General features: G+C 53.4%; 22 protein-coding genes and 5 tRNA genes. 16 read left to right on the forward strand and 11 right to left on the reverse strand.

The genetic code is table 11. From position 1 onward, the window contains the following. Positions 1-51: 51 nt before the first annotated feature. On the reverse strand, positions 52-1,185 hold the full coding sequence (gene norW / locus OLG56_RS04985; protein ID WP_061377565.1) for an NADH:flavorubredoxin reductase NorW: 1,134 nt from the start codon (positions 1,183-1,185) through the stop codon (positions 52-54). Beyond that, complete coding sequence (gene norV / locus OLG56_RS04990) at positions 1,182-2,621, reverse strand: anaerobic nitric oxide reductase flavorubredoxin (protein WP_000026004.1); 1,440 nt, start codon at positions 2,619-2,621, stop codon at positions 1,182-1,184. The genes norW and norV overlap by 4 nt, the downstream gene beginning before the upstream one ends. 185 nt (positions 2,622-2,806) lie before the next feature. On the opposite strand from norV, the gene norR reads away from it, so the two are divergent. Then, positions 2,807-4,327 (forward strand): nitric oxide reductase transcriptional regulator NorR, encoded by a 1,521-nt coding sequence (norR, locus tag OLG56_RS04995; RefSeq protein ID WP_000010808.1) that lies wholly within the window; start codon positions 2,807-2,809, stop codon positions 4,325-4,327. Here norR and gutQ read toward each other — a convergent pair. The 7 genes from gutQ to srlA form a co-directional block, all read right to left on the reverse strand. Then, a complete protein-coding gene (gene gutQ, locus OLG56_RS05000) occupies positions 4,324-5,289 on the reverse strand; it encodes an arabinose-5-phosphate isomerase GutQ (RefSeq protein ID WP_001278204.1) in 966 nt (321 codons plus the stop codon). The genes norR and gutQ overlap by 4 nt on opposite strands. Next, complete coding sequence (gene srlR, locus OLG56_RS05005) at positions 5,282-6,055, reverse strand: glucitol operon DNA-binding transcriptional repressor SrlR (protein ID WP_000804536.1); 774 nt, start codon at positions 6,053-6,055, stop codon at positions 5,282-5,284. Before srlR ends, gutQ begins: the two co-directional genes overlap by 8 nt. A 197-nt stretch (positions 6,056-6,252) precedes the next feature. Then, positions 6,253-6,612 (reverse strand): transcriptional regulator GutM, encoded by a 360-nt coding sequence (gene gutM / locus OLG56_RS05010; protein ID WP_000255198.1) that lies wholly within the window; start codon positions 6,610-6,612, stop codon positions 6,253-6,255. A gap of 76 nt (positions 6,613-6,688) precedes the next feature. Further along, positions 6,689-7,468 carry a sorbitol-6-phosphate dehydrogenase gene (gene srlD / locus OLG56_RS05015; protein ID WP_001077372.1) on the reverse strand — a complete coding sequence of 260 codons (780 nt, stop codon included), beginning with the start codon at positions 7,466-7,468 and terminating at the stop codon, positions 6,689-6,691. Between the two features lie 11 nt (positions 7,469-7,479). Beyond that, positions 7,480-7,842 carry a PTS glucitol/sorbitol transporter subunit IIA gene (gene srlB, locus OLG56_RS05020; protein ID WP_000111553.1) on the reverse strand — a complete coding sequence of 121 codons (363 nt, stop codon included), beginning with the start codon at positions 7,840-7,842 and terminating at the stop codon, positions 7,480-7,482. Between the two features lie 11 nt (positions 7,843-7,853). Further along, the gene (srlE, locus tag OLG56_RS05025) at positions 7,854-8,825 is read right to left on the reverse strand and encodes a PTS glucitol/sorbitol transporter subunit IIB (RefSeq protein ID WP_023214345.1); all 972 of its coding nucleotides are present in this window, start codon (positions 8,823-8,825) and stop codon (positions 7,854-7,856) included. Further along, complete coding sequence (srlA, locus tag OLG56_RS05030) at positions 8,822-9,385, reverse strand: PTS glucitol/sorbitol transporter subunit IIC (protein ID WP_000573333.1); 564 nt, start codon at positions 9,383-9,385, stop codon at positions 8,822-8,824. The genes srlE and srlA overlap by 4 nt, the downstream gene beginning before the upstream one ends. Before the next feature lie 252 nt (positions 9,386-9,637). On the opposite strand from srlA, the gene mltB reads away from it, so the two are divergent. Further along, positions 9,638-10,717, forward strand: coding sequence for a lytic murein transglycosylase B (gene mltB, locus OLG56_RS05035; protein WP_000476811.1), 1,080 nt, complete (start codon positions 9,638-9,640; stop codon positions 10,715-10,717). A 37-nt stretch (positions 10,718-10,754) separates the two neighbouring features. Here the strand turns inward: mltB and OLG56_RS05040 are convergent, their stop codons facing one another. Then, positions 10,755-11,000 (reverse strand): hypothetical protein, encoded by a 246-nt coding sequence (locus tag OLG56_RS05040; protein WP_001519391.1) that lies wholly within the window; start codon positions 10,998-11,000, stop codon positions 10,755-10,757. 194 nt (positions 11,001-11,194) lie between these two features. Here OLG56_RS05040 and pncC point away from each other — a divergent pair, with 194 nt between their 5' ends. The 10 genes from pncC (at position 11,195) to OLG56_RS05090 (ending at position 17,765) form a co-directional block, all read left to right on the forward strand. After that, positions 11,195-11,692, forward strand: a complete 498-nt coding sequence (gene pncC, locus OLG56_RS05045) for a nicotinamide-nucleotide amidase (RefSeq protein WP_000132239.1) — start codon at positions 11,195-11,197, stop codon at positions 11,690-11,692. 84 nt (positions 11,693-11,776) lie between these two features. Continuing rightward, positions 11,777-12,838 carry a recombinase RecA gene (gene recA / locus OLG56_RS05050; RefSeq protein ID WP_000963150.1) on the forward strand — a complete coding sequence of 354 codons (1,062 nt, stop codon included), beginning with the start codon at positions 11,777-11,779 and terminating at the stop codon, positions 12,836-12,838. 116 nt (positions 12,839-12,954) lie between these two features. Beyond that, positions 12,955-13,455, forward strand: a complete 501-nt coding sequence (gene recX / locus OLG56_RS05055) for a recombination regulator RecX (protein WP_001294862.1) — start codon at positions 12,955-12,957, stop codon at positions 13,453-13,455. 235 nt (positions 13,456-13,690) lie between these two features. Next, positions 13,691-16,321 carry an alanine--tRNA ligase gene (gene alaS, locus OLG56_RS05060; protein WP_207011544.1) on the forward strand — a complete coding sequence of 877 codons (2,631 nt, stop codon included), beginning with the start codon at positions 13,691-13,693 and terminating at the stop codon, positions 16,319-16,321. A gap of 234 nt (positions 16,322-16,555) precedes the next feature. Beyond that, positions 16,556-16,741: a carbon storage regulator CsrA gene (gene csrA / locus OLG56_RS05065; protein WP_000906486.1), complete on the forward strand. Its 186-nt coding sequence runs from the start codon at positions 16,556-16,558 to the stop codon at positions 16,739-16,741. 303 nt (positions 16,742-17,044) lie between these two features. Next, a tRNA-Ser gene (locus OLG56_RS05070) sits at positions 17,045-17,137 on the forward strand. A gap of 3 nt (positions 17,138-17,140) precedes the next feature. Beyond that, positions 17,141-17,217: transfer RNA gene (locus tag OLG56_RS05075), tRNA-Arg, on the forward strand. Positions 17,218-17,278: 61 nt separating this feature from the next. Next, positions 17,279-17,355 (forward strand) — tRNA-Arg (locus OLG56_RS05080). A 62-nt stretch (positions 17,356-17,417) separates the two neighbouring features. Then, positions 17,418-17,494 (forward strand) — tRNA-Arg (locus OLG56_RS05085). A gap of 194 nt (positions 17,495-17,688) precedes the next feature. Continuing rightward, positions 17,689-17,765 (forward strand) — tRNA-Arg (locus OLG56_RS05090). Between the two features lie 6 nt (positions 17,766-17,771). Here OLG56_RS05090 and OLG56_RS05095 read toward each other — a convergent pair. Continuing rightward, positions 17,772-17,909 (reverse strand): hypothetical protein, encoded by a 138-nt coding sequence (locus tag OLG56_RS05095; RefSeq protein ID WP_153260283.1) that lies wholly within the window; start codon positions 17,907-17,909, stop codon positions 17,772-17,774. Positions 17,910-18,148: 239 nt separating this feature from the next. On the opposite strand from OLG56_RS05095, the gene yqaB reads away from it, so the two are divergent. From yqaB to luxS, 4 genes are all read left to right on the forward strand, one after another. After that, positions 18,149-18,715 (forward strand): fructose-1-phosphate/6-phosphogluconate phosphatase, encoded by a 567-nt coding sequence (yqaB, locus tag OLG56_RS05100; protein WP_001528554.1) that lies wholly within the window; start codon positions 18,149-18,151, stop codon positions 18,713-18,715. Continuing rightward, complete coding sequence (locus OLG56_RS05105) at positions 18,712-19,137, forward strand: YqaA family protein (protein ID WP_023212479.1); 426 nt, start codon at positions 18,712-18,714, stop codon at positions 19,135-19,137. The genes yqaB and OLG56_RS05105 overlap by 4 nt, the downstream gene beginning before the upstream one ends. Positions 19,138-19,213: 76 nt before the next feature. Then, on the forward strand, positions 19,214-20,770 hold the full coding sequence (gshA, locus tag OLG56_RS05110; RefSeq protein WP_061377564.1) for a glutamate--cysteine ligase: 1,557 nt from the start codon (positions 19,214-19,216) through the stop codon (positions 20,768-20,770). A gap of 149 nt (positions 20,771-20,919) precedes the next feature. Continuing rightward, positions 20,920-21,435 (forward strand): S-ribosylhomocysteine lyase, encoded by a 516-nt coding sequence (luxS, locus tag OLG56_RS05115; RefSeq protein ID WP_001130194.1) that lies wholly within the window; start codon positions 20,920-20,922, stop codon positions 21,433-21,435. Positions 21,436-21,583: the final 148 nt, after the last annotated feature.

The raw sequence follows: 21,583 nt of genomic DNA on the forward strand, positions 1-21,583 counted from the left end.
TCACTCGTAGGCCGGATAAGACGCGAAGCGGCGCCATCCGGCATCACAGGCTTATACGGACAACGTTTTCAGCAGTGCAAAGGCCTCTTTCATGCGGTCTTCACTCACCACAAAGGCGCGTAGCTGGCCTTCTCCACTCATGCCTTTGGCAATCATACCGTCAGATTCTGCGGTAATCTGCCAGCTTAAATCGCGGCGCTGAGTTTCTCCCGCCAGATGCAGCGGCAGTTCCGGCGTTTTGACTTTGACCAGCATCGCCGGTAGCTTCAGCGGCGCGTTGCCGCCGAGCAGATTTTTCGCCAGGTACATCGCGCTTAACTGGATCGGTTGCAGGAAGGGCAGCACCTGACCATTGATTTCCGCGCAATCGCCGATCGCATAAATATCCGGGTGACTGGTCTGTAGATAGCTATCCACGCAGACGCCGCGGTTGACGACTACCCCGGCGCGGCGCGCCAGAGCGGTTTCCGGGCGTAAGCCGGTGGCGGCAATCACCGCATCGACCTCAATACTACGCTGGCTTACCAGCGTAGCGCGGATACCGGCTTCGGTTTTCTCCAGTTTTTGCAACTGCGATTTCAGCAGCAGATGCACCCCCATATCGGTCAGGTGATGCTGTAAGCGACTGCTCACTTCCGGTGGCATCAGTGAGGCGAGAAGGCTGGCGGCGTTATCCATCAGAGTTACCGTTTTCCCGGCGCGGCAGAAATCCATCGCTAATTCACTGCCAATGAGACCGCCGCCGACAATCAGCACTCGCTGCGCGTCGCGCAGTTGTGTCTCACAGGCGCGGTACTCCTGCTGGCTATTCAAAGTAAGCATTAACTCACGTCCTGCAATCGGCGGCACAAAGGCTGTCGCCCCGGTCGCCAGTACCAGCTTGTCGTACTGCCACTGCTTATCCTGACTTTTCACCACATGGGCATCGGCATCAATGTCAGCAACCCAGGTATGCGGGAACAGTCGCAGATTAAACTGTTCAGCAAATTCCCCCGCTAACTGGCGGGTGAGATCATCGGCGCGCTGCGACTGGCTGATAACGTGGCTGAGATCGGGCTTGTTGTACTCATCCATACTGTCCGCCGCAATCAGGGTTAACGGCACATGCGCATCTTGTTTACGGATATTTTTGACGAGCTGGCGGGCGGCGAAGCCCGATCCAATAATGATGATCCCCCGACTCATTTTGCCTCCGTCGCCAGTACGTCGAACACGTCTTTACCTAATGAACATTCCGGGCACAGGAAGTTATCTGGCACGTCGCTCCACGGCGTACCCGGCGCGACATCCTGCAACGGCTCGCCCAGCGCAGGGTCGTAAATCCACTGGCATACGCTGCATTGCATTTTAGGGCCGAGGTCTGCGGCGGCGCAGGTTGTGGTTTCTTCGGCTGGCGTGGTTTTCTGTGTGATTTCCGGCAGCGGAGCAAGCGCCCACTGACGCGCGATGTCGCGACCGTGCTGACGGCACAACTCCAGCGCATCCAGATCCGGACGCCATTTCGCTTTCAGGCTCAGGGACATTTCAAAACCGGCATCCTGTAAGCGCGTGGACAGTCGATCCACCGCGCCGCCGCTCCAGCCATGAGAACCGAAGGCGCTGGCGCGTTTGTTGCGAAAGCGCAGGCCGGTCATCTCTTCCACCAGACCAGCGATTTTCGGCATCATCACGTTGTTCATGGTAGAAGTGCCGACCAGCACGCCTTTCGAACGGAAGACGTTGGTCAATATTTCATTTTTATCGCTGCGGGCGACGTTAAAGATTTTGACCGCCACGTTGGGGTCCACTTCATTGATACCCTGTGCGATGGCATCCGCCATCATGCGAGTATTGTTCGACATGGTATCGTAGAAAATAGTGATACGATCTTCCTGATAATCTGCCGCCCATTTCAGATACAGTTCCACGATTTGCGTTGGGTTGTCGCGCCATACCACGCCGTGTGATGTGGCAATCATATCCACCGGCAGGTTGAAGCCGAGGATTTCGGTAATTTTTGGCGTTACCAGACGGCTGAACGGCGTCAGGATATTGGCGTAGTAGCGCTGGCATTGTTCAAACAGTTCGGTTTGGTCCACTTCATCATTGAACAGACGCTCGTCGCAGTAGTGCTGACCAAAGGCGTCGTTGCTGAATAACACCGCGTCGCCGGTCATATAGGTCATCATGCTGTCCGGCCAGTGCAGCATCGGCGTTTCCACGAAGATCAACTGCTTGCCGTTGCCGATATCCAGCGTATCGCCGGTTTTCACCACCTTAAAATTCCATTCCGGGTGATGGTGATGGCCGTTGATAGAATCAATGGCGTTGGCGGTACAGTAGATAGGCGTGTCCGGGATCTGCGCCATCAGTTCGGTCAGCGCGCCCGCATGGTCTTCTTCGGCATGGTTAATGATGATGTAGTCGATGTCCGCGAGGTCGATTTCACTGCGCAGATTTTGCACAAACTCACGGCTAAACTTATGATCGACGGTATCGATCAGCACATTCTTTTCTTCACGAATGAGATAGCTGTTATAGCTGCTGCCGCGCAGAGTTTTGTATTCAGTGCCGTGAAAATCACGAACTTCCCAGTCGCGCTGGCCAACCCAATGAATATTATTTTTAACCAGGATAGACATAACCACCTCAATTCATTCAACGTTTGCAAAAAGTTGTTTTGCTTATTGCAGGTAGTGTGCCAACTTTGCATCTGATTGATTTATATGAAATTATAATAATTTTGTATTTTTGATATAGTCAAAAAGACTATAAATGATGCTGTCAATATGACACTATAGGTTGTCAAAATGACAATGAGGTAACCATGAGTTTTTCCGTGGAGGTATTGGCGGGCATCGCCATTGAGTTACAACGCGGCATTGGGCATCAGGATCGTTTTCAGCGGCTGATTACTACGCTGCGTCAGGTGCTGGCGTGCGACGCCTCGGCGCTGTTGCGTTATGAATCACGACAATTTATTCCACTGGCGATTGATGGCCTGGCGCAGGACGTCCTCGGCAGACGTTTTACCCTGGAAGGGCATCCGCGCCTGGAAGCCATCGCCCGCGCGGGGGACGTGGTGCGTTTTCCGGCTGATAGCGATTTACCCGATCCGTATGACGGGTTAATTCCCGGACAGGAAAGCCTGAAAGTCCACGCCTGTGTTGGTCTGCCGCTGTTTGCCGGACAGAACCTCATCGGTGCGCTGACCCTTGATGCTATGACGCCGGAGCAGTTCGAGGTATTTAGCGATGAAGAACTACGGCTTGTCGCCGCGCTGGCCGCCGGGGCATTGAGTAATGCGCTGTTAATTGAACAACTGGAAAGCCAGAACATGCTGCCGGGGTCGTCAGGCGTGTTTGAACCGATAAAAGAGACGCACATGATCGGCCTGTCGCCTGCGATGACGCAGTTGAAAAAAGAGATCGAGATTGTGGCGGGCTCCGATCTTAACGTGCTGATCGGCGGTGAAACGGGGACCGGTAAAGAGCTGGTGGCGAAAGCTATTCACCAGGGCTCCCCCAGAGCGGTCAATCCGCTGGTCTATCTCAACTGCGCCGCGCTGCCGGAAAGCGTGGCGGAGAGCGAGTTGTTTGGTCATGTAAAAGGGGCTTTTACCGGGGCTATCAGTAATCGTAGCGGTAAGTTCGAAATGGCGGATAACGGTACGCTGTTTCTGGATGAGATTGGCGAACTGTCGCTGGCGCTACAGGCCAAGCTGCTTCGCGTGTTGCAGTATGGCGATATTCAGCGCGTCGGCGACGATCGTAGCCTGCGCGTGGATGTGCGGGTGTTGGCGGCGACCAACCGTGACCTGCGTGAAGAGGTGCTGGCGGGGCGTTTTCGCGCCGATCTGTTCCATCGCCTGAGCGTTTTTCCGCTCTTTGTGCCGCCGCTGCGCGAGCGTGGCGATGATGTGGTGCTGCTGGCGGGCTATTTTTGCGAGCAGTGCCGACTGCGGCTGGGGCTGTCCCGCGTGGTGCTGAGTCCCGACGCGCGCCGCCATTTGCTCAACTATGGCTGGCCGGGCAACGTCCGGGAGCTGGAACATGCCATTCACCGTGCGGTTGTGCTGGCGAGAGCGACTCGGGCAGGGGATGAGGTGATACTGGAGGCGCAGCATTTTGCCTTGTCAGAGGACGTTTTACCCGCGCCGCCTGCGGAAAGCTTTCTGGCGCTGCCAACCTGCCGCAATTTGCGCGAATCGACGGAGAACTTCCAGCGAGAGATGATTCGCCAGGCGCTGGCGCAAAATAATCATAACTGGGCGGCCAGCGCGCGGGCGCTGGAAACCGACGTCGCCAACCTGCATCGGCTGGCGAAGCGTCTGGGACTGAAGGATTAGATAATCCCTGCCTGGTAGAAATCCTGCAGGTTAATGGCGCCGGTGAGTTTGCCGTTTTCATCGACCACTGGCGCGGCGGTAATTTTGCGTTTCATCAGGATCTCTTTGGCGTCAATGGCGCGGCTTTGCGCCTGGAGCGTAATACCGTTGGGCGTCATGGCTTCGCTTACCGGCGTGGTGAGCGCGCCGCCGCCCACCAGCCAGCGACGCAGGTCGCCGTCGGTAAAGACGCCTTTCACAACATGTTGCTCATCGCAAACCGCCACCAGCCCCAGCCCGGTACGGCTAAGTTCCAGCATGGCATCCATCACGCTGGTGGCAAGCATCACCTGCGGTATTGCATCGCCCTGGCGCATCAGGTGATGCACATTATTGAGCAAACGCGCGCCCAGTGCGCCAGCCGGATGCGAACGGGCGAAATCTTCTTCGTTAAAACCGCGCGCCTGCATGACCGCCATCGCCAGCGCATCGCCCATCATTAGCGTATTGACGGTACTGGACGTCGGCGCCAGATGCATCGGACAGGCTTCACGCTCGACGGAAATATCCAGAACGGCTTTTGCCGCTCGCCCCAGCGGAGAGTGAGGTTTACCGGTCATCGCCAGCAGCGCGACGGATTTATCTTCCAGACGCGGGATGATGAGGTCGAGTTCTTTTGCGCCGCCGGAATAGGAGATAAATAACATCACGTCGCGGCTTTCAATCATCCCCAGATCGCCATGCAGTGCTTCCGCCGGATGAACAAAAAAAGCGGGAGTACCGGTACTGGCAAGCGTCGCGGCGATTTTTTTACCAATATGACCTGATTTACCAATACCGGAAACGATCACTTTGCCTTCACAGTGAATAATGATATTGGCGGCGCGGACAAAATCATCGCCCAGACGCTCCGGCAGACGGCTGGCTTCTTGTAGCTCCAGCATTAAGGTCTGACGGCCCGCGTTTAGTAGTGCATCACTCATTGCTTTCTCCGGTTATGATTACTTCAATCCCTTTTGCTTCCAGCGCCTGACGAAATGCCGGATCGATCCCCGCGTCCGTGATCAGTTTGTCGACGGTTTCCAGACTGCACACCACATTGGGGCTTTTACGACCAAATTTTGAGGAGTCCGCCATCAGAATCACCTCGCGTGCTGCATTGCACATTGCGTTACTGACGGTGTAAACCTCATTGAACGTGGTCACACCGACGTTCAGGTCAATACCGTCAGTTCCCATGAAAAGTTTATCAAAGCTGAATTGCTCAAAGGCGTTTTCCGCCAGTTGACCGTGAAACGACGCCGATTTTTTACGGAAGGTGCCGCCGGGCATCAGGATAGTTTGTTCGTTGTCCAGTTCCGATAGCGCGTTAACAATATGGAGGCTGTTGGTCATCACCGTGATGTTGCTAAAACGCGAAAGCAACGGCACCATCTGTAACACGGTACTTCCGGCGTCCAGAATAATGGAATCGCCATCATGGATATATTTCACAGCGGCTGCGGCTATCAGCGCTTTTTTGTGGGTGTTGATAAGCGTTTTGTGATCAATAGGCGGATCGGACTCTTCTTTATTCAACACCACGCCGCCATAGGTGCGGATGACGGTTCCGGCATTTTCCAGAATGACCAGATCTTTACGGATAGTGGTGCCTGTCGTGTCAAAGTACTGGGCCAGTTCTTCAACCGAGCATTTTCCCTGTTTTTGCAGGTGCTCCAGAATCGCGGCCTGACGCTGACGAGGTTTCATAGGCGTGATTACCCTGACTTATGTATTTACCCGTCATACTTCACGCTGCATGTGCGTTGGCTTTCCTCGCTCACCCCGGTCACGTACTGATGTACGCTCCTGGGATTCACTGCGTCGCCGCCTTCCTGCAACTCGAATTATTTAGGGTATTGGTTGCAAAATGATAATTTCGCAAGCTATACGCATTCACAACGAAATTACCCATGTTTCAGTTTAAGCGCCAATGATAGTGCATTCTGCGCGAGCGAATCATGGGGAAAGATCACATCAGGCTGTAATTCATGCAAATGTTTTCCTTGCATTGCGGCAATTTTAACCGGTCTGGCGAATACCGTAAGGCCTTTCATCAATAAAGTGTCCGTCACCCGCTGCTGTTCGTCCAGCGCCACGGCAACCACCACCCGGGGCTTAAAACGCCCGCCGGAGCGTCCGACGCCGACCCGTCCCTGTTGGCTAAGTTTATCGAAAGCCCGATTAAAGCGGGAAATCTGCCAGCCGCCCAGCGCCAGTTGCGCACACCAGGCGATAACGGCGACGGTAATCAGAGTGGAAACCATAATGTGCTCCTGTTGTTTTGCCTGATGGCGGCGTAACCGTCTTATCCGGCCTACGGCGCCATCCGGCAATTCACGGTCAGAACATCACTTGACCGCCGGTTACGTTGATCGACTGCCCGGTGCAATAAGACGCTTTCGGGCTGGCATAAAATAGCAGCATGTTCAGCACATCCTGATAATCACACCCGCGTTTGAGCGGTACCTTATCAATGTAATACTGCTCCACCTCGTCGGGCTTAATGCCCAGTTTAGTGGCGTATTGCGGCAGCAGTGACTGGAACATCGGCGATTTCAACAGGTTGCCGAGCATCAACGAGTGTACGGTAATGCCGTATTCCGCCAGATCCAGCGCCAGAGACTGGGTTAACCCCACGCCGCCGAATTTCGCCGCGCTGTAGCCGGAGTTGTGTTTACTGCCCACTTTGCCGGATTTAGAGTTAATCTGAATAATGCGCCCCTGAATGCCGTCGCGGATCATCAGGCGGGAAAACTCCCGGGCGCAGAGGAAATAGCCCACCAGATTCACCTGTAGCGAGCGGTCAAAATCGCCCAGCTGGAAATCGCTGATAAACGCCGCTTTGGCGATACCCGCGCTGTAAACCAGCAGATCGACGCGCCCGAAAATCTCGTCTACGCCGCGGGACAGCGCCAGCACGCTCTGCTCGCTGGTAGCGTCAGCGCCAAAACCGTACGCCATACCTTCGCCAAAATCGGCGTTAATTTCCTGGGCGACATTCGCGGCTTTATCGCTTTGAATATCAACGACCGCCACGCGGTATCCTTCTTCTGCAAGCCCACGGCAAAGGAATGCCCCCAGGGTCTGGCCTCCGCCAATGACAACGGCAACTTGATTCATGTTTTTTCTCCTTAAGCGACAAACGTCAAAATACAGCCCGGCGCGATATCGTCCGGTACAGGCCCCGCAACGTGTACGGTGCCGGGAAATTCCGCTTCACGCAGACCATCGAAGCGCAAAGTGATATGCCCCAGTTCACGCAGGTTTTGCTCGGCTACGCTGCCGACCGCCGTGACCGGATAGCAATGTTGGCCCAATTCACACCGCGCGCCAGGCTGCAGCGCGCCGGTCAGTTCGCCATGACAATGGATGAAGCAAAATTCTTCGATATCCGCCGGCGCGCCTTCCCGAAACGTAATCAGCATCTGTTCGCCGAGCGCCTCCTTCGCGCTCTGGCCGATACGGGTGATGGTGGTTTGATAAATCACGCTCATGTCTGAACCTCTTATTGATAGATAAAGCCGGAAACAAACCAGGCGATAAGTACCGTGGGCGCGCCAGTCAGGAAGCGTCCGACCAGCACGGAAGGTACGCCGACGCGAACGGTGTCTTGTTTCGCTTCCGCCAGTGACAGGCCGACCGGGATAAAGTCGCAGGCCGCCTGCGCGTTAATCGCGAACAGGGCGGGAAGCGCCAGATGCGGGGGGATATTGCCCAGGCCTATCTGAACGCCGATCAGGACGCCAATGACCTGAGCGATAACCGCGCCAGGGCCGAGAAAGGGCGACAGCAGTGGGAAAGAGCAGATCAATGCCAGCGTCACCAGCCCCAGTGGATGGCTGGCTAATGGCGCCAGACCGTGGGCGATCCAGTCGCCAAGACCTGAGGCCATAATGATGCCGATCAGCGCCGAAACGAACGCCATAAACGGCAGGATTGTTTTCAGGACCGTATCAATGGTGTCGCGACCGGACTGGAACAGTACCGCCACGGCGGAGCCCATTCCCATACCGACTTTTGCCAGCAGCCCGTCGCTCTGCTCGGTGATTTTTTTGCTGGTGTCGTAGTCACGTCCTATTGTCGTTTTGGCAGGCTGAGGACTGGCAGGCGTTTCGCCGACAAGAGTAATGTTTTCTTCTTTTACGCCGGAGACATAAATATCCTCAACAATATACTGCGCCAGTGGGCCGGACTTACCCGTCGAGTGAATATTAATGGTTGGAATCCGGCGTTTCGGATAGATACCGCAGCGCAGCGTACCGCCGCAGTCGATAATGGCCGCGCCGATCTCCGCTTCCGGTGGTTCGCCTTCTTTAAAGCCGTCCACCGCTTGCCAGCCTGTTAGTTGCGCCAGTTTGTCGACGATCGCCGGGCGCGTACCGGCTGTGATATAGACGATCTTTTTGCCTGGCGTAACGTCCAGTTCAAGCGGGCCGCCCCAGCCGCCGGCGCCTTTCTCAATACGAACCCGTGTCATGATACCGCTCCTGTCAGATGAACTTTCTGCTCAAGTTGAATCCCCATTTTTTTCTCAAAAATAGCGGTGGTGAGATCGGTGACCCAACCGCGGAAGAAGTTCGTCACCAGACCTACCAGCAGATAGCTCACCGCGAGCGGGCCGAGAGGAAGTCCTAACGTGGTGAGTCCGCTGGCGATACCCAGATAAACAAACAGTTCGCCGGGATTGATATGCGGAAACAGACCGTTCATGGAGTGACAGCTATAGGAGGCCGCCGCGTAATAGCTCGGCTTGTACTTCTCCGGCATAAAGCGTCCCAGACTCAGGGTCATCGGATTACAAAAAACAAATGTCCCGATACACGGTAAAAGCAGGTAACGAGATAGCGGATTTCCGGCGCAACGTTGGGCAAAACGCTCAATACGCTGCTGGCCGATAAAATTGATGAGCGCATTCATGATAACCAGCAGGCTTATCAGTAGCGGAAGAATACCTGTCACCATACCGGTAAACACCTCTCCGCCTTTCTGGAATAACCCGATGAACCACTCCGCACCATGTGTAATGGTTTCGATCATTGTTCTCTCCTGTAGGGTTTTTAGTTTTCTTGCTAATTTCCTATTCATTTTAATCATGTTGAAAGATTCAAAAGTGTTATTGTGATCTCAAAATAAAAGAAAAATATTTTAAGTTGAAAGTTTGTGGGGTGGGGGAGCAGATACAAACTGAAAAGAGGAGAAAGGTGATTTATTCTCTTGTGCCGCTTCCTTGTGCGGCGGGGGATGCTTTACCATACTTCTTCCTGGCTGAATTTGTTTAATGGATGTCTCATGTTCAAGCGTCGTTATGTAGCGTTACTTCCACTTTGCGTATTGCTTGCTGCCTGTAGCAGCAAGCCAAAATCTTCCGAGACTCAAGCGACGACGGGCACGCCTTCCGGCGGCTTCCTGCTTGAGCCGCAGCATAACGTCATGCAAATGGGCGGCGACTTCGCCAACAACCCTAATGCGCAGCAGTTCATTGATAAAATGGTCAGTAAACACGGTTTCGACCGTCAGCAACTGCAGGAGATCCTCTCGCAGTCTAAAAGACTGGATTACGTCCTGCGTCTGATGGACAGACAAGCGCCGACCACTCAGCCGCCCGCTGGACCAAATGGCGCCTGGTTGCGCTACCGCAAACAATTTATTACGCCGGATAACGTGCAAAACGGCGTCGCGTTCTGGAATCAGTATGAAGACGCGCTGAACCGCGCCTGGCAGGTATACGGCGTACCGCCGGAAATCATCGTGGGGATTATCGGCGTGGAAACCCGCTGGGGACGTATCATGGGGAAAACGCGGATTCTGGACGCGCTGGCGACGCTGTCATTTAACTATCCGCGTCGGGCGGAATATTTCTCCGGCGAGCTGGAAACCTTCCTGCTCATGGCGCGCGATGAGCAAGACGATCCGCTCAATCTGAAAGGTTCCTTTGCGGGCGCGATGGGCTACGGCCAGTTTATGCCGTCTTCCTATAAAGAATATGCGGTCGATTTCAATGGCGACAATCACATCAACCTTTGGGACCCGGTTGATGCCATCGGCAGCGTGGCGAACTACTTCAAGGCGCATGGTTGGGTGAAAGGCGATACGGTTGCGGTGCCGGCGAATGGTCAGGCGCCTGGGCTGGCGAATGGTTTCAAAACAAAATATAGCCTCTCTCAGCTTGCCGCCGCAGGCTTAACGCCGCAGCAATCGTTGGGCAATCATCAGGAAGCCAGCCTGCTGCGTCTGGATATCGGTACGGGCTACCAGTACTGGTACGGCCTGCCGAACTTCTACACCATTACCCGATATAACCACAGCACGCATTATGCGATGGCGGTTTGGCAACTGGGCCAGGCGGTAGCGCTGGCGCGGGTGCGCTAATTTACGCTTAGGGAGGGGAGCACCCCCTCCGCTATTATTATGGCTTTTTGGGCTGATTCTCTGCCTGCAAGTGGGATATCTTCTTTGATAGTGCCAGACTATATCCCAGACATCCCAGGCCTAAGATAATTTGACCGCCATCATACGGTTCAAAATAGCCTGACGACAATATATTCAGTACTCCCATTCCTAATGAACATACTCCACCCACAATTAACCACAGCCGTAGTTGACAGGTTTGTTTCAGTTTGTGCTGTGTGCTTTCCGTTTTTTTGAGTGACATCCTTGCTTTGTCTCCGTGCGTGTAAATTTAGCAACATGGTACTGCTATTTAGTCATGTGCTACCTCTTTCATTCTGCATAAATAACCTGCTGGCATTTTTTCGGAATCCGACTCGTAAAATCGACTGCTCGTCCCCATCTCTGGTGAGAAAGTGCTATCTTGTGCGGCAAGATTTCTAACTGACAGAGGTCATGATGACTGACAGTGAACTGATGCGGCTTAGCGAGCAGGTCGGGCTGGCGTTAAAAGCGCGCGGGGCGACCGTAACGACAGCAGAGTCCTGTACCGGCGGCTGGCTGGCGAAAGCCATTACCGACATCGCCGGAAGCTCCGCCTGGTTTGAACGCGGCTTTGTCACCTATAGTAATGAAGCCAAAGCGCAGATGATTGGCGTGCGTGAAGAGACTCTGGCGCAGCATGGCGCGGTCAGCGAACCCGTAGTGGTCGAAATGGCGATCGGGGCGTTGAAGGCCGCTCGCGCCGATTTTGCTGTCGCTATTAGCGGAATTGCCGGGCCGGATGGCGGCAGTGAAGAAAAGCCGGTTGGTACGGTGTGGTTTGCTTTCGCCAGCGTCAGTGGAGAAGGGATTACGCGTCGGGAATGCTTCAGCGGCGACCGTGAATCGGTGCGTCGACAGGCGACGACGTACGCGCTACAAACCCTGTGGCAACAATTTCTACAAAACACTTGATACTGTATGAGCATACAGTATAATTGCTTCAACAGTACGAATTCACTATCCGGTTCAATACCAAGTTGCATGACAGGAGTAATAATGGCTATCGACGAAAACAAACAGAAAGCGTTGGCGGCAGCACTGGGCCAAATTGAAAAGCAATTTGGTAAAGGCTCCATCATGCGTCTGGGTGAAGACCGTTCTATGGATGTGGAAACTATCTCCACCGGTTCGCTTTCACTGGACATCGCACTCGGTGCGGGCGGTCTGCCGATGGGGCGTATCGTCGAAATTTACGGGCCGGAATCTTCCGGTAAAACGACCCTGACGCTACAGGTGATTGCCGCTGCGCAGCGTGAAGGTAAAACCTGTGCGTTTATCGATGCGGAACACGCGCTTGACCCTGTTTACGCACGCAAGCTGGGCGTCGATATCGATAACCTGCTCTGTTCTCAGCCGGATACCGGCGAGCAGGCGCTGGAAATCTGTGACGCGCTGGCGCGTTCAGGCGCGGTGGACGTCATTGTGGTCGATTCCGTAGCGGCGCTAACGCCGAAAGCGGAAATCGAAGGCGAAATCGGCGACTCTCACATGGGCCTCGCGGCGCGTATGATGAGCCAGGCGATGCGTAAGCTGGCGGGGAACCTGAAACAGTCCAACACGCTGTTGATTTTCATCAACCAGATCCGTATGAAGATTGGCGTGATGTTCGGCAACCCGGAAACCACCACCGGCGGTAACGCGCTGAAATTCTACGCTTCTGTTCGTCTTGATATCCGTCGTATTGGCGCGGTGAAAGAGGGCGATAATGTCGTGGGTAGCGAAACGCGTGTGAAAGTGGTGAAAAACAAAATCGCCGCGCCGTTTAAGCAGGCCGAGTTCCAGATCCTCTACGGCGAAGGCATCAACTTCTATGGCGAACTGGTTGATCTGGGCGTGAAAGAGAAGCTGATCGAGAAAGCGGGCGCATGGTACAGCTACAACGGCGAGAAGATTGGCCAGGGCAAAGCGAACGCGACTACCTGGCTGAAAGAGAACCCGGCGACAGCGAAAGAGATCGAGAAAAGGGTTCGTGAATTACTGTTGAGTAATCAGAATGCCACGCCCGATTTCGCCGTTGACGATAGCGAAGGCGTTGCAGAAACCAACGAAGATTTTTAATCATCAGGTGATGGTGGGTCGGACAAAACGAAGCCGCCATTCAGCAAAACGTTAAATTACCATCAAGGGCTGCATTTATGCGGCCCTTTTGGCATTTCTCCCTGTTAAGGTTTTTTATGAGTGAACCCACATCGCGCCGTCCCGCTTATGCTCGTCTCCTTGATCGTGCGGTACGTATTCTTGCTGTCCGCGATCACAGCGAGCAGGAATTACGGCGTAAACTCTCCGCGCCGGTGATGGGCAAAAATGGGCCGGAAGAGATTGATGCGACGGCAGACGATTATGAACGCGTGATCGCCTGGTGCCACGAACATCACTATCTTGATGACGAGCGCTTCGTGATGCGCTTTATCGCCAGTCGTAGCCGCAAAGGCTATGGCCCGGCGCGTATTCGCCAGGAGTTGAATCAGAAAGGCATTTCCCGTGAATCGACTGAAAAAGCAATGCGAGAATGTGAAATTGACTGGAGTGAAATGGCACGTGAACAGGCCATTCGCAAATATGGCGAGCCGCTCCCTTCAAACTTTTCAGAAAAGGTTAAGGTACAGCGCTTTTTGCTCTATCGCGGGTATCTGATGGACGATATCCAGCAAATATGGCGAAATTTTGCAGATTGAGCGCATACGGGATTTTACTTCCCGGTAAAGAAAACTTATCTTATTCCCACTTTTTCCGTCTGGACGCGGGTTGCTTAACGGCGAACAGCGTCTGCGACGAATATTCCTTAAATACACAAAATCATTCAAGCCGCATCAAAGCGGCAAGTGAGCCTCGGGAACGCGTGACCGGGAAACTCGCAGCCAACGCAGAGGCGGCCTGAAGGATGAAGTGTAGCTTGATTTCAGGATAATTATGAGCAAGAGCACCGCTGAGATCCGTCAGGCGTTTCTCGACTTTTTCCATAGTAAAGGGCATCAGGTAGTTGCCAGCAGTTCCCTGGTGCCTAACAATGACCCCACTCTGTTGTTTACCAATGCCGGGATGAACCAGTTCAAGGATGTTTTCCTTGGGCTCGATAAACGTAATTATTCCCGTGCAACCACTTCCCAGCGTTGCGTACGCGCGGGGGGTAAACACAACGATCTGGAAAACGTCGGATACACTGCACGTCACCATACTTTCTTCGAAATGCTGGGCAACTTCAGCTTCGGCGATTACTTCAAACACGACGCCATTCAGTTCGCATGGGAATTACTGACCGGTGAAAACTGGTTTGCTCTGCCAAAAGAGCGTTTATGGGTCACCGTCTATGAAACCGACGACGAAGCCTATGAGATCTGGGAAAAAGAAGTCGGCATCCCGCGCGAGCGTATCATCCGTATCGGCGACAATAAAGGCGCGCCATACGCATCGGATAACTTCTGGCAGATGGGCGACACCGGTCCCTGCGGTCCGTGCACCGAAATCTTCTACGATCATGGCGACCACATCTGGGGCGGCCCTCCGGGAAGCCCGGAAGAAGACGGCGATCGCTATATTGAGATCTGGAACATCGTCTTTATGCAGTTCAACCGTCAGGCTGACGGGACGATGGAACCATTGCCGAAACCGTCTGTAGATACCGGTATGGGGCTGGAGCGTATTGCCGCGGTACTGCAACACGTTAACTCTAACTATGACATCGACCTGTTCCGCACGTTGATTGAAGCGGTAGCGAAAGTCACCGGTGCCACCGATCTGGGTAATAAATCGCTGCGCGTTATCGCCGACCACATCCGTTCCTGCGCATTCCTGGTTGCCGATGGCGTGCTGCCGTCGAATGAAAACCGTGGCTATGTGCTGCGTCGCATTATTCGTCGCGCGGTGCGTCACGGCAACATGCTGGGCGCGAAAGAGACCTTCTTCTACAAGCTGGTTGGGCCGCTGATTGAGGTAATGGGCTCCGCAGGCGAAGAGTTGAAACGTCAGCAGGCGCAGGTCGAGCAGGTTCTGAAAACGGAAGAAGAGCAGTTCGCCCGTACGCTGGAGCGCGGTCTGGCGCTGCTGGATGAAGAACTGGCGAAATTGCAGGGTGATACCCTGGACGGCGAAACCGCTTTCCGTCTGTATGATACTTATGGTTTCCCGGTCGATTTAACGGCGGACGTCTGCCGTGAGCGCAATATCAAAGTCGACGAAGCCGGTTTTGAAGCCGCCATGGAAGAGCAACGCCGTCGCGCGCGCGAAGCTAGCGGTTTTGGCGCGGACTACAACGCGATGATCCGCGTTGATAGCGCTTCTGAATTTAAAGGTTATGACCATCTGGAACTGAACGGCAAAGTGACTGCGCTGTTTGTCGATGGTAAAGCGGTTGAAGCGATTAACGCGGGACAGGAAGCGGTTGTCGTGCTGGATCAGACCCCATTCTATGCGGAATCAGGCGGTCAGGTTGGCGATAAAGGCGAGCTGAAAAGCGCTGGATTTACTTTCGCTGTGGACGACACGCAAAAATATGGTCAGGCGATTGGTCATATCGGCAAATTGTCTGCGGGCGCTCTGAAAGTGGGCGATGCGGTACAGGCTGACGTAGATGAAGCGCGCCGCGCACGTATCCGTCTGAACCACTCCGCCACGCACCTGATGCACGCGGCGTTGCGCCAGGTGCTTGGGACACACGTTGCACAGAAAGGTTCGCTGGTTAGCGATAAAGTGCTGCGCTTCGACTTCTCGCACAATGAAGCGATGAAGCCGTCGGAGATTCGTCAGGTTGAAGATTTGGTGAATGCGCAAATTCGCCGCAACCTGCCGATTGAAACGAACATCATGGATCTCGACGCGGCGAAGGCGAAAGGCGCCATGGCGCTGTTTGGCGAGAAATATGACGAACGTGTACGCGTTCTGAGCATGGGCGATTTCTCTACCGAACTGTGCGGCGGTACTCACGCCAGTCGTACCGGTGATATCGGTCTATTCCGTATTATCTCTGAGTCCGGCACCGCAGCGGGCATTCGTCGTATTGAGGCGGTAACCGGTGAAGGCGCTATGGCCACCGTTCATGCGCAAAGCGATCGCTTAAACGATATTGCGCATCTGCTGAAGGGCGACAGCCAGAATCTGGGCGACAAAGTGCGTGCCGTGCTGGAACGTACACGTCAGCTGGAAAAAGAGTTGCAGCAGTTGAAGGACCAGGCCGCAGCGCAGGAGAGTGCAAATCTTTCCAGTAAAGCGGTCGATCTCAACGGCGTGAAGCTCCTGGTCAGCGAGCTTGCTGGTATTGAGCCGAAAATGCTGCGAACCATGGTTGATGATCTGAAAAATCAACTGGGGTCTACCGTTATCGTACTGGCAACGGTTGTTGAAGGTAAGGTTTCTCTGATTGCGGGCGTGTCGAAGGATGTGACCGACCGGGTTAAAGCAGGGGAATTGATTGGTATGGTCGCTCAGCAGGTGGGCGGTAAGGGTGGCGGTCGTCCGGACATGGCGCAAGCCGGTGGTACGGATGCGGCAGCTCTGCCTGCAGCGTTAGCCAGTGTACAAGGCTGGGTCAGCGCAAAATTGCAATAATTATAAGCGTTCGTTGGCGCCGCAGCCCGTGCTGCGGCGTTTACGTCAACGCTATCGACAACGATAAAGTCAGGTTGAAGTTTTGTATATCGGCTAAACTTAGGTTTAACAGAATGTAATGCCATGACTGCTTACACCTAAGGTGTTTGTCATCGCTTACTTTTTGGCGTTATATGATGGATAATGCCGGGATACAGAGAGACCCGACTCTTTTAATCTTTCAAGGAGCAAAGAATGCTGATTCTGACTCGTCGAGTTGGTGAGACCCTCATGATTGGCGATGAGGTCACCGTGACAGTTTTAGGGGTGAAGGGCAACCAGGTGCGTATTGGCGTGAACGCCCCGAAAGAAGTTTCTGTCCATCGTGAAGAGATCTACCAGCGTATCCAGGCTGAAAAATCCCAGCAGTCCAGTTACTAAGGTTTTCGCGTCTCACTTTTCGGGTGAGACGCAGCCTCTCTTCTCGCTCGCCCTCGTTGTCCCTTCATGACTTTTTTCAACCCCACTGTTGATATGGTGCGCTTTTGGCGGCCAGCGTGTCATCAAATTATCTGTTGATAAAACACTCTTTTTGGCTTTTTTACAGACTAATTGAGCGTGAAGTGTGCAAACGATAAAAGCTCTGGAAAAATTGTTTGACTTATAAGTCCCAGAAAGTAATATGTGCGCCACGCAGCGACGATGAGCAGAACAAGTTCTTCGAAGCACTCGTAAGAGGCGTGTGGTGAGGTGGCCGAGAGGCTGAAGGCGCTCCCCTGCTAAGGGAGTATGCGGTCAAAAGCTGCATCCGGGGTTCGAATCCCCGCCTCACCGCCATTTGCATCCGTAGCTCAGCTGGATAGAGTACTCGGCTACGAACCGAGCGGTCGGAGGTTCGAATCCTCCCGGATGCACCATCTCTTACTTGATACGGCTTTCCCGCGGTATCAAAATCTGCAGTAAAGTAAGTTTCCCGATGCATCCGTAGCTCAGCTGGATAGAGTACTCGGCTACGAACCGAGCGGTCGGAGGTTCGAATCCTCCCGGATGCACCATCTCTTACTTGATACGGCTTTCACCGCGGTATCAATATCGGCAGTAAAGCAAGTTTTCCGATGCATCCGTAGCTCAGCTGGATAGAGTACTCGGCTACGAACCGAGCGGTCGGAGGTTCGAATCCTCCCGGATGCACCATATTCTCCGTACTTTCAGTGATGAAGATACGGATAAGATAGCGGTAATCACCGCTGGCACCAGGAAGGATAACGTTGCATCAGCAACGGCGCCGAAGGGCGAGCCGTAAGGCGAGTAATCCTCCCGGATGCACCATCTTATTTAGTGTGGCAGTAAATGCGACATCAAATCTTGTAGTAAACATCATTTCCAATGCATCCGTAGCTCAGCTGGATAGAGTACTCGGCTACGAACCGAGCGGTCGGAGGTTCGAATCCTCCCGGATGCACCATATTCTTCATACTTTCAGCGATGAAGATGCAGATAAGATAGCGGTAATCACCGCTGGCACCAGGAAGGATAACGTTGCGTCAGCAACGGCCCGAAGGGCGAGCCGTAAGGCGAGTAATCCTCCCGGATGCACCATATTCTCCATACTTTATTCTCCATACTTTCAGCGATGAAGATGCAGATAAGATAGCGGTAATCACCGCTGGCATCAGAAGGATAACGTTGCGTCAGCAACGGCCCATAAGGCGAATAATCCTCCCGGATACGTTACTGCCCTGCAATCGCTTTTCCCCTTATCCTGAACATACCTCTTCATCTCTATTAGCGACAAAATCAACCAATTGCGATAAAGTACTGTCTGGTTATTCGGTTTGCGAGAACACGATGTACGCACGTTATGCTGGTTTGATTTTTGATATGGACGGTACTCTCCTGGATACCGAACCCACGCATCGCAAAGCGTGGCGTGAGGTTTTGGGGCGCTATGGTCTTCGTTTTGATGAACAGGCAATGGTCGCGCTTAACGGTTCGCCAACCTGGCTTATCGCCCAGTCAATCATTGAGCTTAACCATGCCGATCTTGATCCCCTGTCACTGGCGCGTGAGAAAACCGACGCGGTAAAAAGCATCCTGCTGGACTGCGTAGAACCACTGCCGCTGGTTGAGGTGGTTAAAGCGTGGCATGGGCGGCGCCCCATGTCGGTCGGTACCGGTAGCGAAAGCGCTATCGCGGAAGCCTTGTTAGCGCATCTGGGGCTGCGTCGTTATTTTGATGCGGTTGTGGCGGCAGATCACGTACAGCATCACAAACCCGCGCCTGACACCTTCCTACTGTGCGCCCAGCGGATGGGCGTCATGCCGACGCAGTGCGTGGTATTTGAAGATGCCGATTTTGGTTTACAGGCGGCGCGGACGGCGGGAATGGATGCCGTGGATGTTCGACTATTGTGAGTGACGGACTGTCGCTCCTGTCTCTGTTTGCCAGTAGTTTTCTCAGCGCAACGCTGTTACCCGGTAATTCTGAGGTGGTTTTGGTTGCTATGCTGGTCTCCGGCGTCAGTCATCCCTGGGTCTTAGTCTTAACAGCAACAATGGGTAATAGCCTTGGAGGGGTAACTAACGTTATTCTTGGGCGTTTCTTTCCGCTGCGCAAAACGTCGCGCTGGCAGGAAAAAGCGACTGGCTGGCTAAAGCGTTATGGCGCAGCCACACTATTATTAAGCTGGATGCCGGTCATCGGTGATTTGTTGTGCCTGTTAGCGGGATGGATGCGCATCCCGTGGGGGCAGACGATCTTTTTTTTGTGTCTTGGTAAGGCGCTGCGCTATGTTGCGCTCGCAGCGGCGACGGTTCAGGGCATGATGTGGTGGTAATAATTGTAGGTTTGGCATGTATGGCCGCCATTACAGTTATGCTTATTAAAACGATTTGGACAGGCGGGAGGTCAATTTGATCCCGGACGTATCACAGGCTCTGGCCTGGCTGGAAAAACATCCTCAGGCGTTAAAGGGGATACAGCGCGGGTTAGAGCGCGAAACGCTGCGTGTCAATGCTGATGGCACGCTGGCGACAACAGGTCATCCTGAAGCGTTAGGTTCAGCGCTGACCCATAAATGGATTACCACGGATTTTGCAGAAGCCCTACTGGAGTTTATTACGCCAGTCGATGGCGATATCCAGCATATGCTCACCTTTATGCGCGATCTCCATCGGTATACGGCCAGGAAACTGGGCGATGAGCGGATGTGGCCATTAAGTATGCCCTGCTATATTGCGGAAGGGCAGGACATAGAGCTGGCGCAGTACGGCACATCAAATACCGGGCGCTTTAAGACGCTCTATCGCGAAGGGCTGAAAAATCGTTATGGCGCCTTGATGCAAACCATCTCCGGCGTACATTACAATTTTTCATTACCGATGGCGTTCTGGCAGGCGAAATGCGGCGTTACGGAAGGCGAAGCGGCAAAAGAAAAAATTTCTGCCGGCTATTTTCGTCTGATTCGCAACTATTACCGTTTTGGCTGGGTCATCCCCTATCTGTTTGGCGCGTCTCCGGCCATTTGTTCCTCTTTCCTGCAAGGAAAGCCAACCACATTACCGTTTGAAAAAACAGACTGCGGTATGTACTACCTGCCGTATGCGACGTCGCTGCGTTTGAGTGATTTGGGCTATACCAATAAGTCGCAAAGCAATCTCGGAATTACGTTTAACGATTTGCATGAGTATGTGGCAGGTCTGAAGCGGGCGATTAAAACCCCTTCCGAGGAGTACGCGCGGATTGGTGTGGAAAAAGACGGTAAGCGGCTACAGATTAACAGCAACGTTCTGCAAATTGAAAATGAGCTGTACGCGCCCATTCGTCCCAAGCGCGTGACGCGCAGCGGCGAATCGCCTTCTGACGCGCTTCTGCGTGGTGGTATTGAGTATATTGAAGTTCGTTCTCTCGATATTAATCCGTTCTCACCGATCGGCGTAGACGAGCAACAGGTGCGCTTCCTCGATCTGTTTATGGTCTGGTGCGTATTGGCCGATGCGCCGGAAATGAGTAGCGATGAGCTGTTATGTACGCGTACAAACTGGAATCGCGTTATTCTGGAAGGGCGTAAGCCGGGCCTGACGTTAGGCATTGGCTGTGAAACTGCGCAGTTCCCGCTGCCCAAAGTAGGGAAAGATCTCTTCCGCGATCTGAAACGCGTGGCGCAAACGCTGGACAGTATCCAAGGGGGAGAGGAGTATCAAAAGGTGTGTGATGAGTTGGTCGCCTGCTTTGATAATCCTGAACTGACATTCTCCGCCCGGATCTTACGGTCTATGATTGATGAAGGCATTGGCGGCACCGGGAAAGCGTTCGGTGAGGCTTACCGTAATCTGTTACGCGAAGAGCCGCTGGAGATTTTACAGGAAGAAGAGTTTATTGCTGAACGTGACGCTTCAGTACGTCGTCAGCAGGAGATTGAGGCGGCGGATACCGAGCCGTTTGCCGCGTGGCTTGCAAAACACGCCTGACCCAAAAGAAAAAGGCCACTCACGGAGTGGCCAAAATTTCATCGCTGAAAACAGGGATGATGATAACAAATGCGCGTCTTTCATATACTCAGACTCGCCCCGGAACAAAGAGTTCAGTTTATTTTTAAAAAATTATCGGAGGTGACTAAATGCCATTATTAGATAGCTTCGCAGTCGATCATACCCGGATGCAAGCGCCGGCGGTCCGGGTTGCAAAAACGATGAACACCCCGCATGGCGACGCAATCACCGTGTTTGATCTGCGTTTTTGCATTCCGAACAAAGAAGTGATGCCGGAAAAAGGGATTCATACGCTTGAGCATCTGTTTGCTGGCTTTATGCGCGACCACCTCAACGGTAACGGCGTTGAGATTATCGATATCTCGCCGATGGGCTGCCGTACCGGTTTCTACATGAGCCTGATTGGCACGCCGGACGAGCAGCGTGTTGCCGACGCGTGGAAAGCGGCGATGGCGGATGTGCTGAAAGTGCAGGATCAAAACCAGATCCCGGAGCTGAACGTTTACCAGTGCGGTACGTATCAGATGCACTCGCTCAGTGAAGCGCAGGACATTGCCCGTCATATTCTGGAGCGTGATGTGCGCGTGAACAGCAATAAAGAGCTGGCGCTGCCGAAAGAAAAGCTGCAGGAACTGCATATTTAGTCTTATTGGTAAGCGGTTCCAGTATTTAAATTAACCCCGGTTTATGGCCGGGGTTTTTTATTGCTTAATATAATTTACGTTTATTATATTTGCGGCGAGAATACATTTTAAATTAAGTAATGCCTGGCCTGTTAAATAATAAAATGTG

It is taken from the genome of Salmonella sp. 2018103, from assembly GCF_026247685.1.
Lineage (GTDB): Bacteria > Pseudomonadota > Gammaproteobacteria > Enterobacterales > Enterobacteriaceae > Salmonella > Salmonella enterica.

Coding starts and splice junctions, on each gene's coding strand:
- recA (WP_000963150.1), top strand. CDS start 11,777: ATGGCTATCGACGAAAACAAACAGAAAGCGTTGGCGGCAGCACTGGGC.
- srlD (WP_001077372.1), bottom strand. CDS start 7,468: ATGAATCAAGTTGCCGTTGTCATTGGCGGAGGCCAGACCCTGGGGGCA.
- srlR (WP_000804536.1), bottom strand. CDS start 6,055: ATGAAACCTCGTCAGCGTCAGGCCGCGATTCTGGAGCACCTGCAAAAA.
- srlE (WP_023214345.1), bottom strand. CDS start 8,825: ATGACACGGGTTCGTATTGAGAAAGGCGCCGGCGGCTGGGGCGGCCCG.
- norW (WP_061377565.1), bottom strand. CDS start 1,185: ATGAGTCGGGGGATCATCATTATTGGATCGGGCTTCGCCGCCCGCCAG.
- norR (WP_000010808.1), top strand. CDS start 2,807: ATGAGTTTTTCCGTGGAGGTATTGGCGGGCATCGCCATTGAGTTACAA.
- srlA (WP_000573333.1), bottom strand. CDS start 9,385: ATGATCGAAACCATTACACATGGTGCGGAGTGGTTCATCGGGTTATTC.
- yqaB (WP_001528554.1), top strand. CDS start 18,149: ATGTACGCACGTTATGCTGGTTTGATTTTTGATATGGACGGTACTCTC.
- recX (WP_001294862.1), top strand. CDS start 12,955: ATGAGTGAACCCACATCGCGCCGTCCCGCTTATGCTCGTCTCCTTGAT.
- mltB (WP_000476811.1), top strand. CDS start 9,638: ATGTTCAAGCGTCGTTATGTAGCGTTACTTCCACTTTGCGTATTGCTT.
- OLG56_RS05095 (WP_153260283.1), bottom strand. CDS start 17,909: ATGGAGAATATGGTGCATCCGGGAGGATTACTCGCCTTACGGCTCGCC.
- csrA (WP_000906486.1), top strand. CDS start 16,556: ATGCTGATTCTGACTCGTCGAGTTGGTGAGACCCTCATGATTGGCGAT.
- OLG56_RS05040 (WP_001519391.1), bottom strand. CDS start 11,000: ATGTCACTCAAAAAAACGGAAAGCACACAGCACAAACTGAAACAAACC.
- norV (WP_000026004.1), bottom strand. CDS start 2,621: ATGTCTATCCTGGTTAAAAATAATATTCATTGGGTTGGCCAGCGCGAC.
- alaS (WP_207011544.1), top strand. CDS start 13,691: ATGAGCAAGAGCACCGCTGAGATCCGTCAGGCGTTTCTCGACTTTTTC.
- gutQ (WP_001278204.1), bottom strand. CDS start 5,289: ATGAGTGATGCACTACTAAACGCGGGCCGTCAGACCTTAATGCTGGAG.
- srlB (WP_000111553.1), bottom strand. CDS start 7,842: ATGAGCGTGATTTATCAAACCACCATCACCCGTATCGGCCAGAGCGCG.
- pncC (WP_000132239.1), top strand. CDS start 11,195: ATGACTGACAGTGAACTGATGCGGCTTAGCGAGCAGGTCGGGCTGGCG.
- gutM (WP_000255198.1), bottom strand. CDS start 6,612: ATGGTTTCCACTCTGATTACCGTCGCCGTTATCGCCTGGTGTGCGCAA.
- luxS (WP_001130194.1), top strand. CDS start 20,920: ATGCCATTATTAGATAGCTTCGCAGTCGATCATACCCGGATGCAAGCG.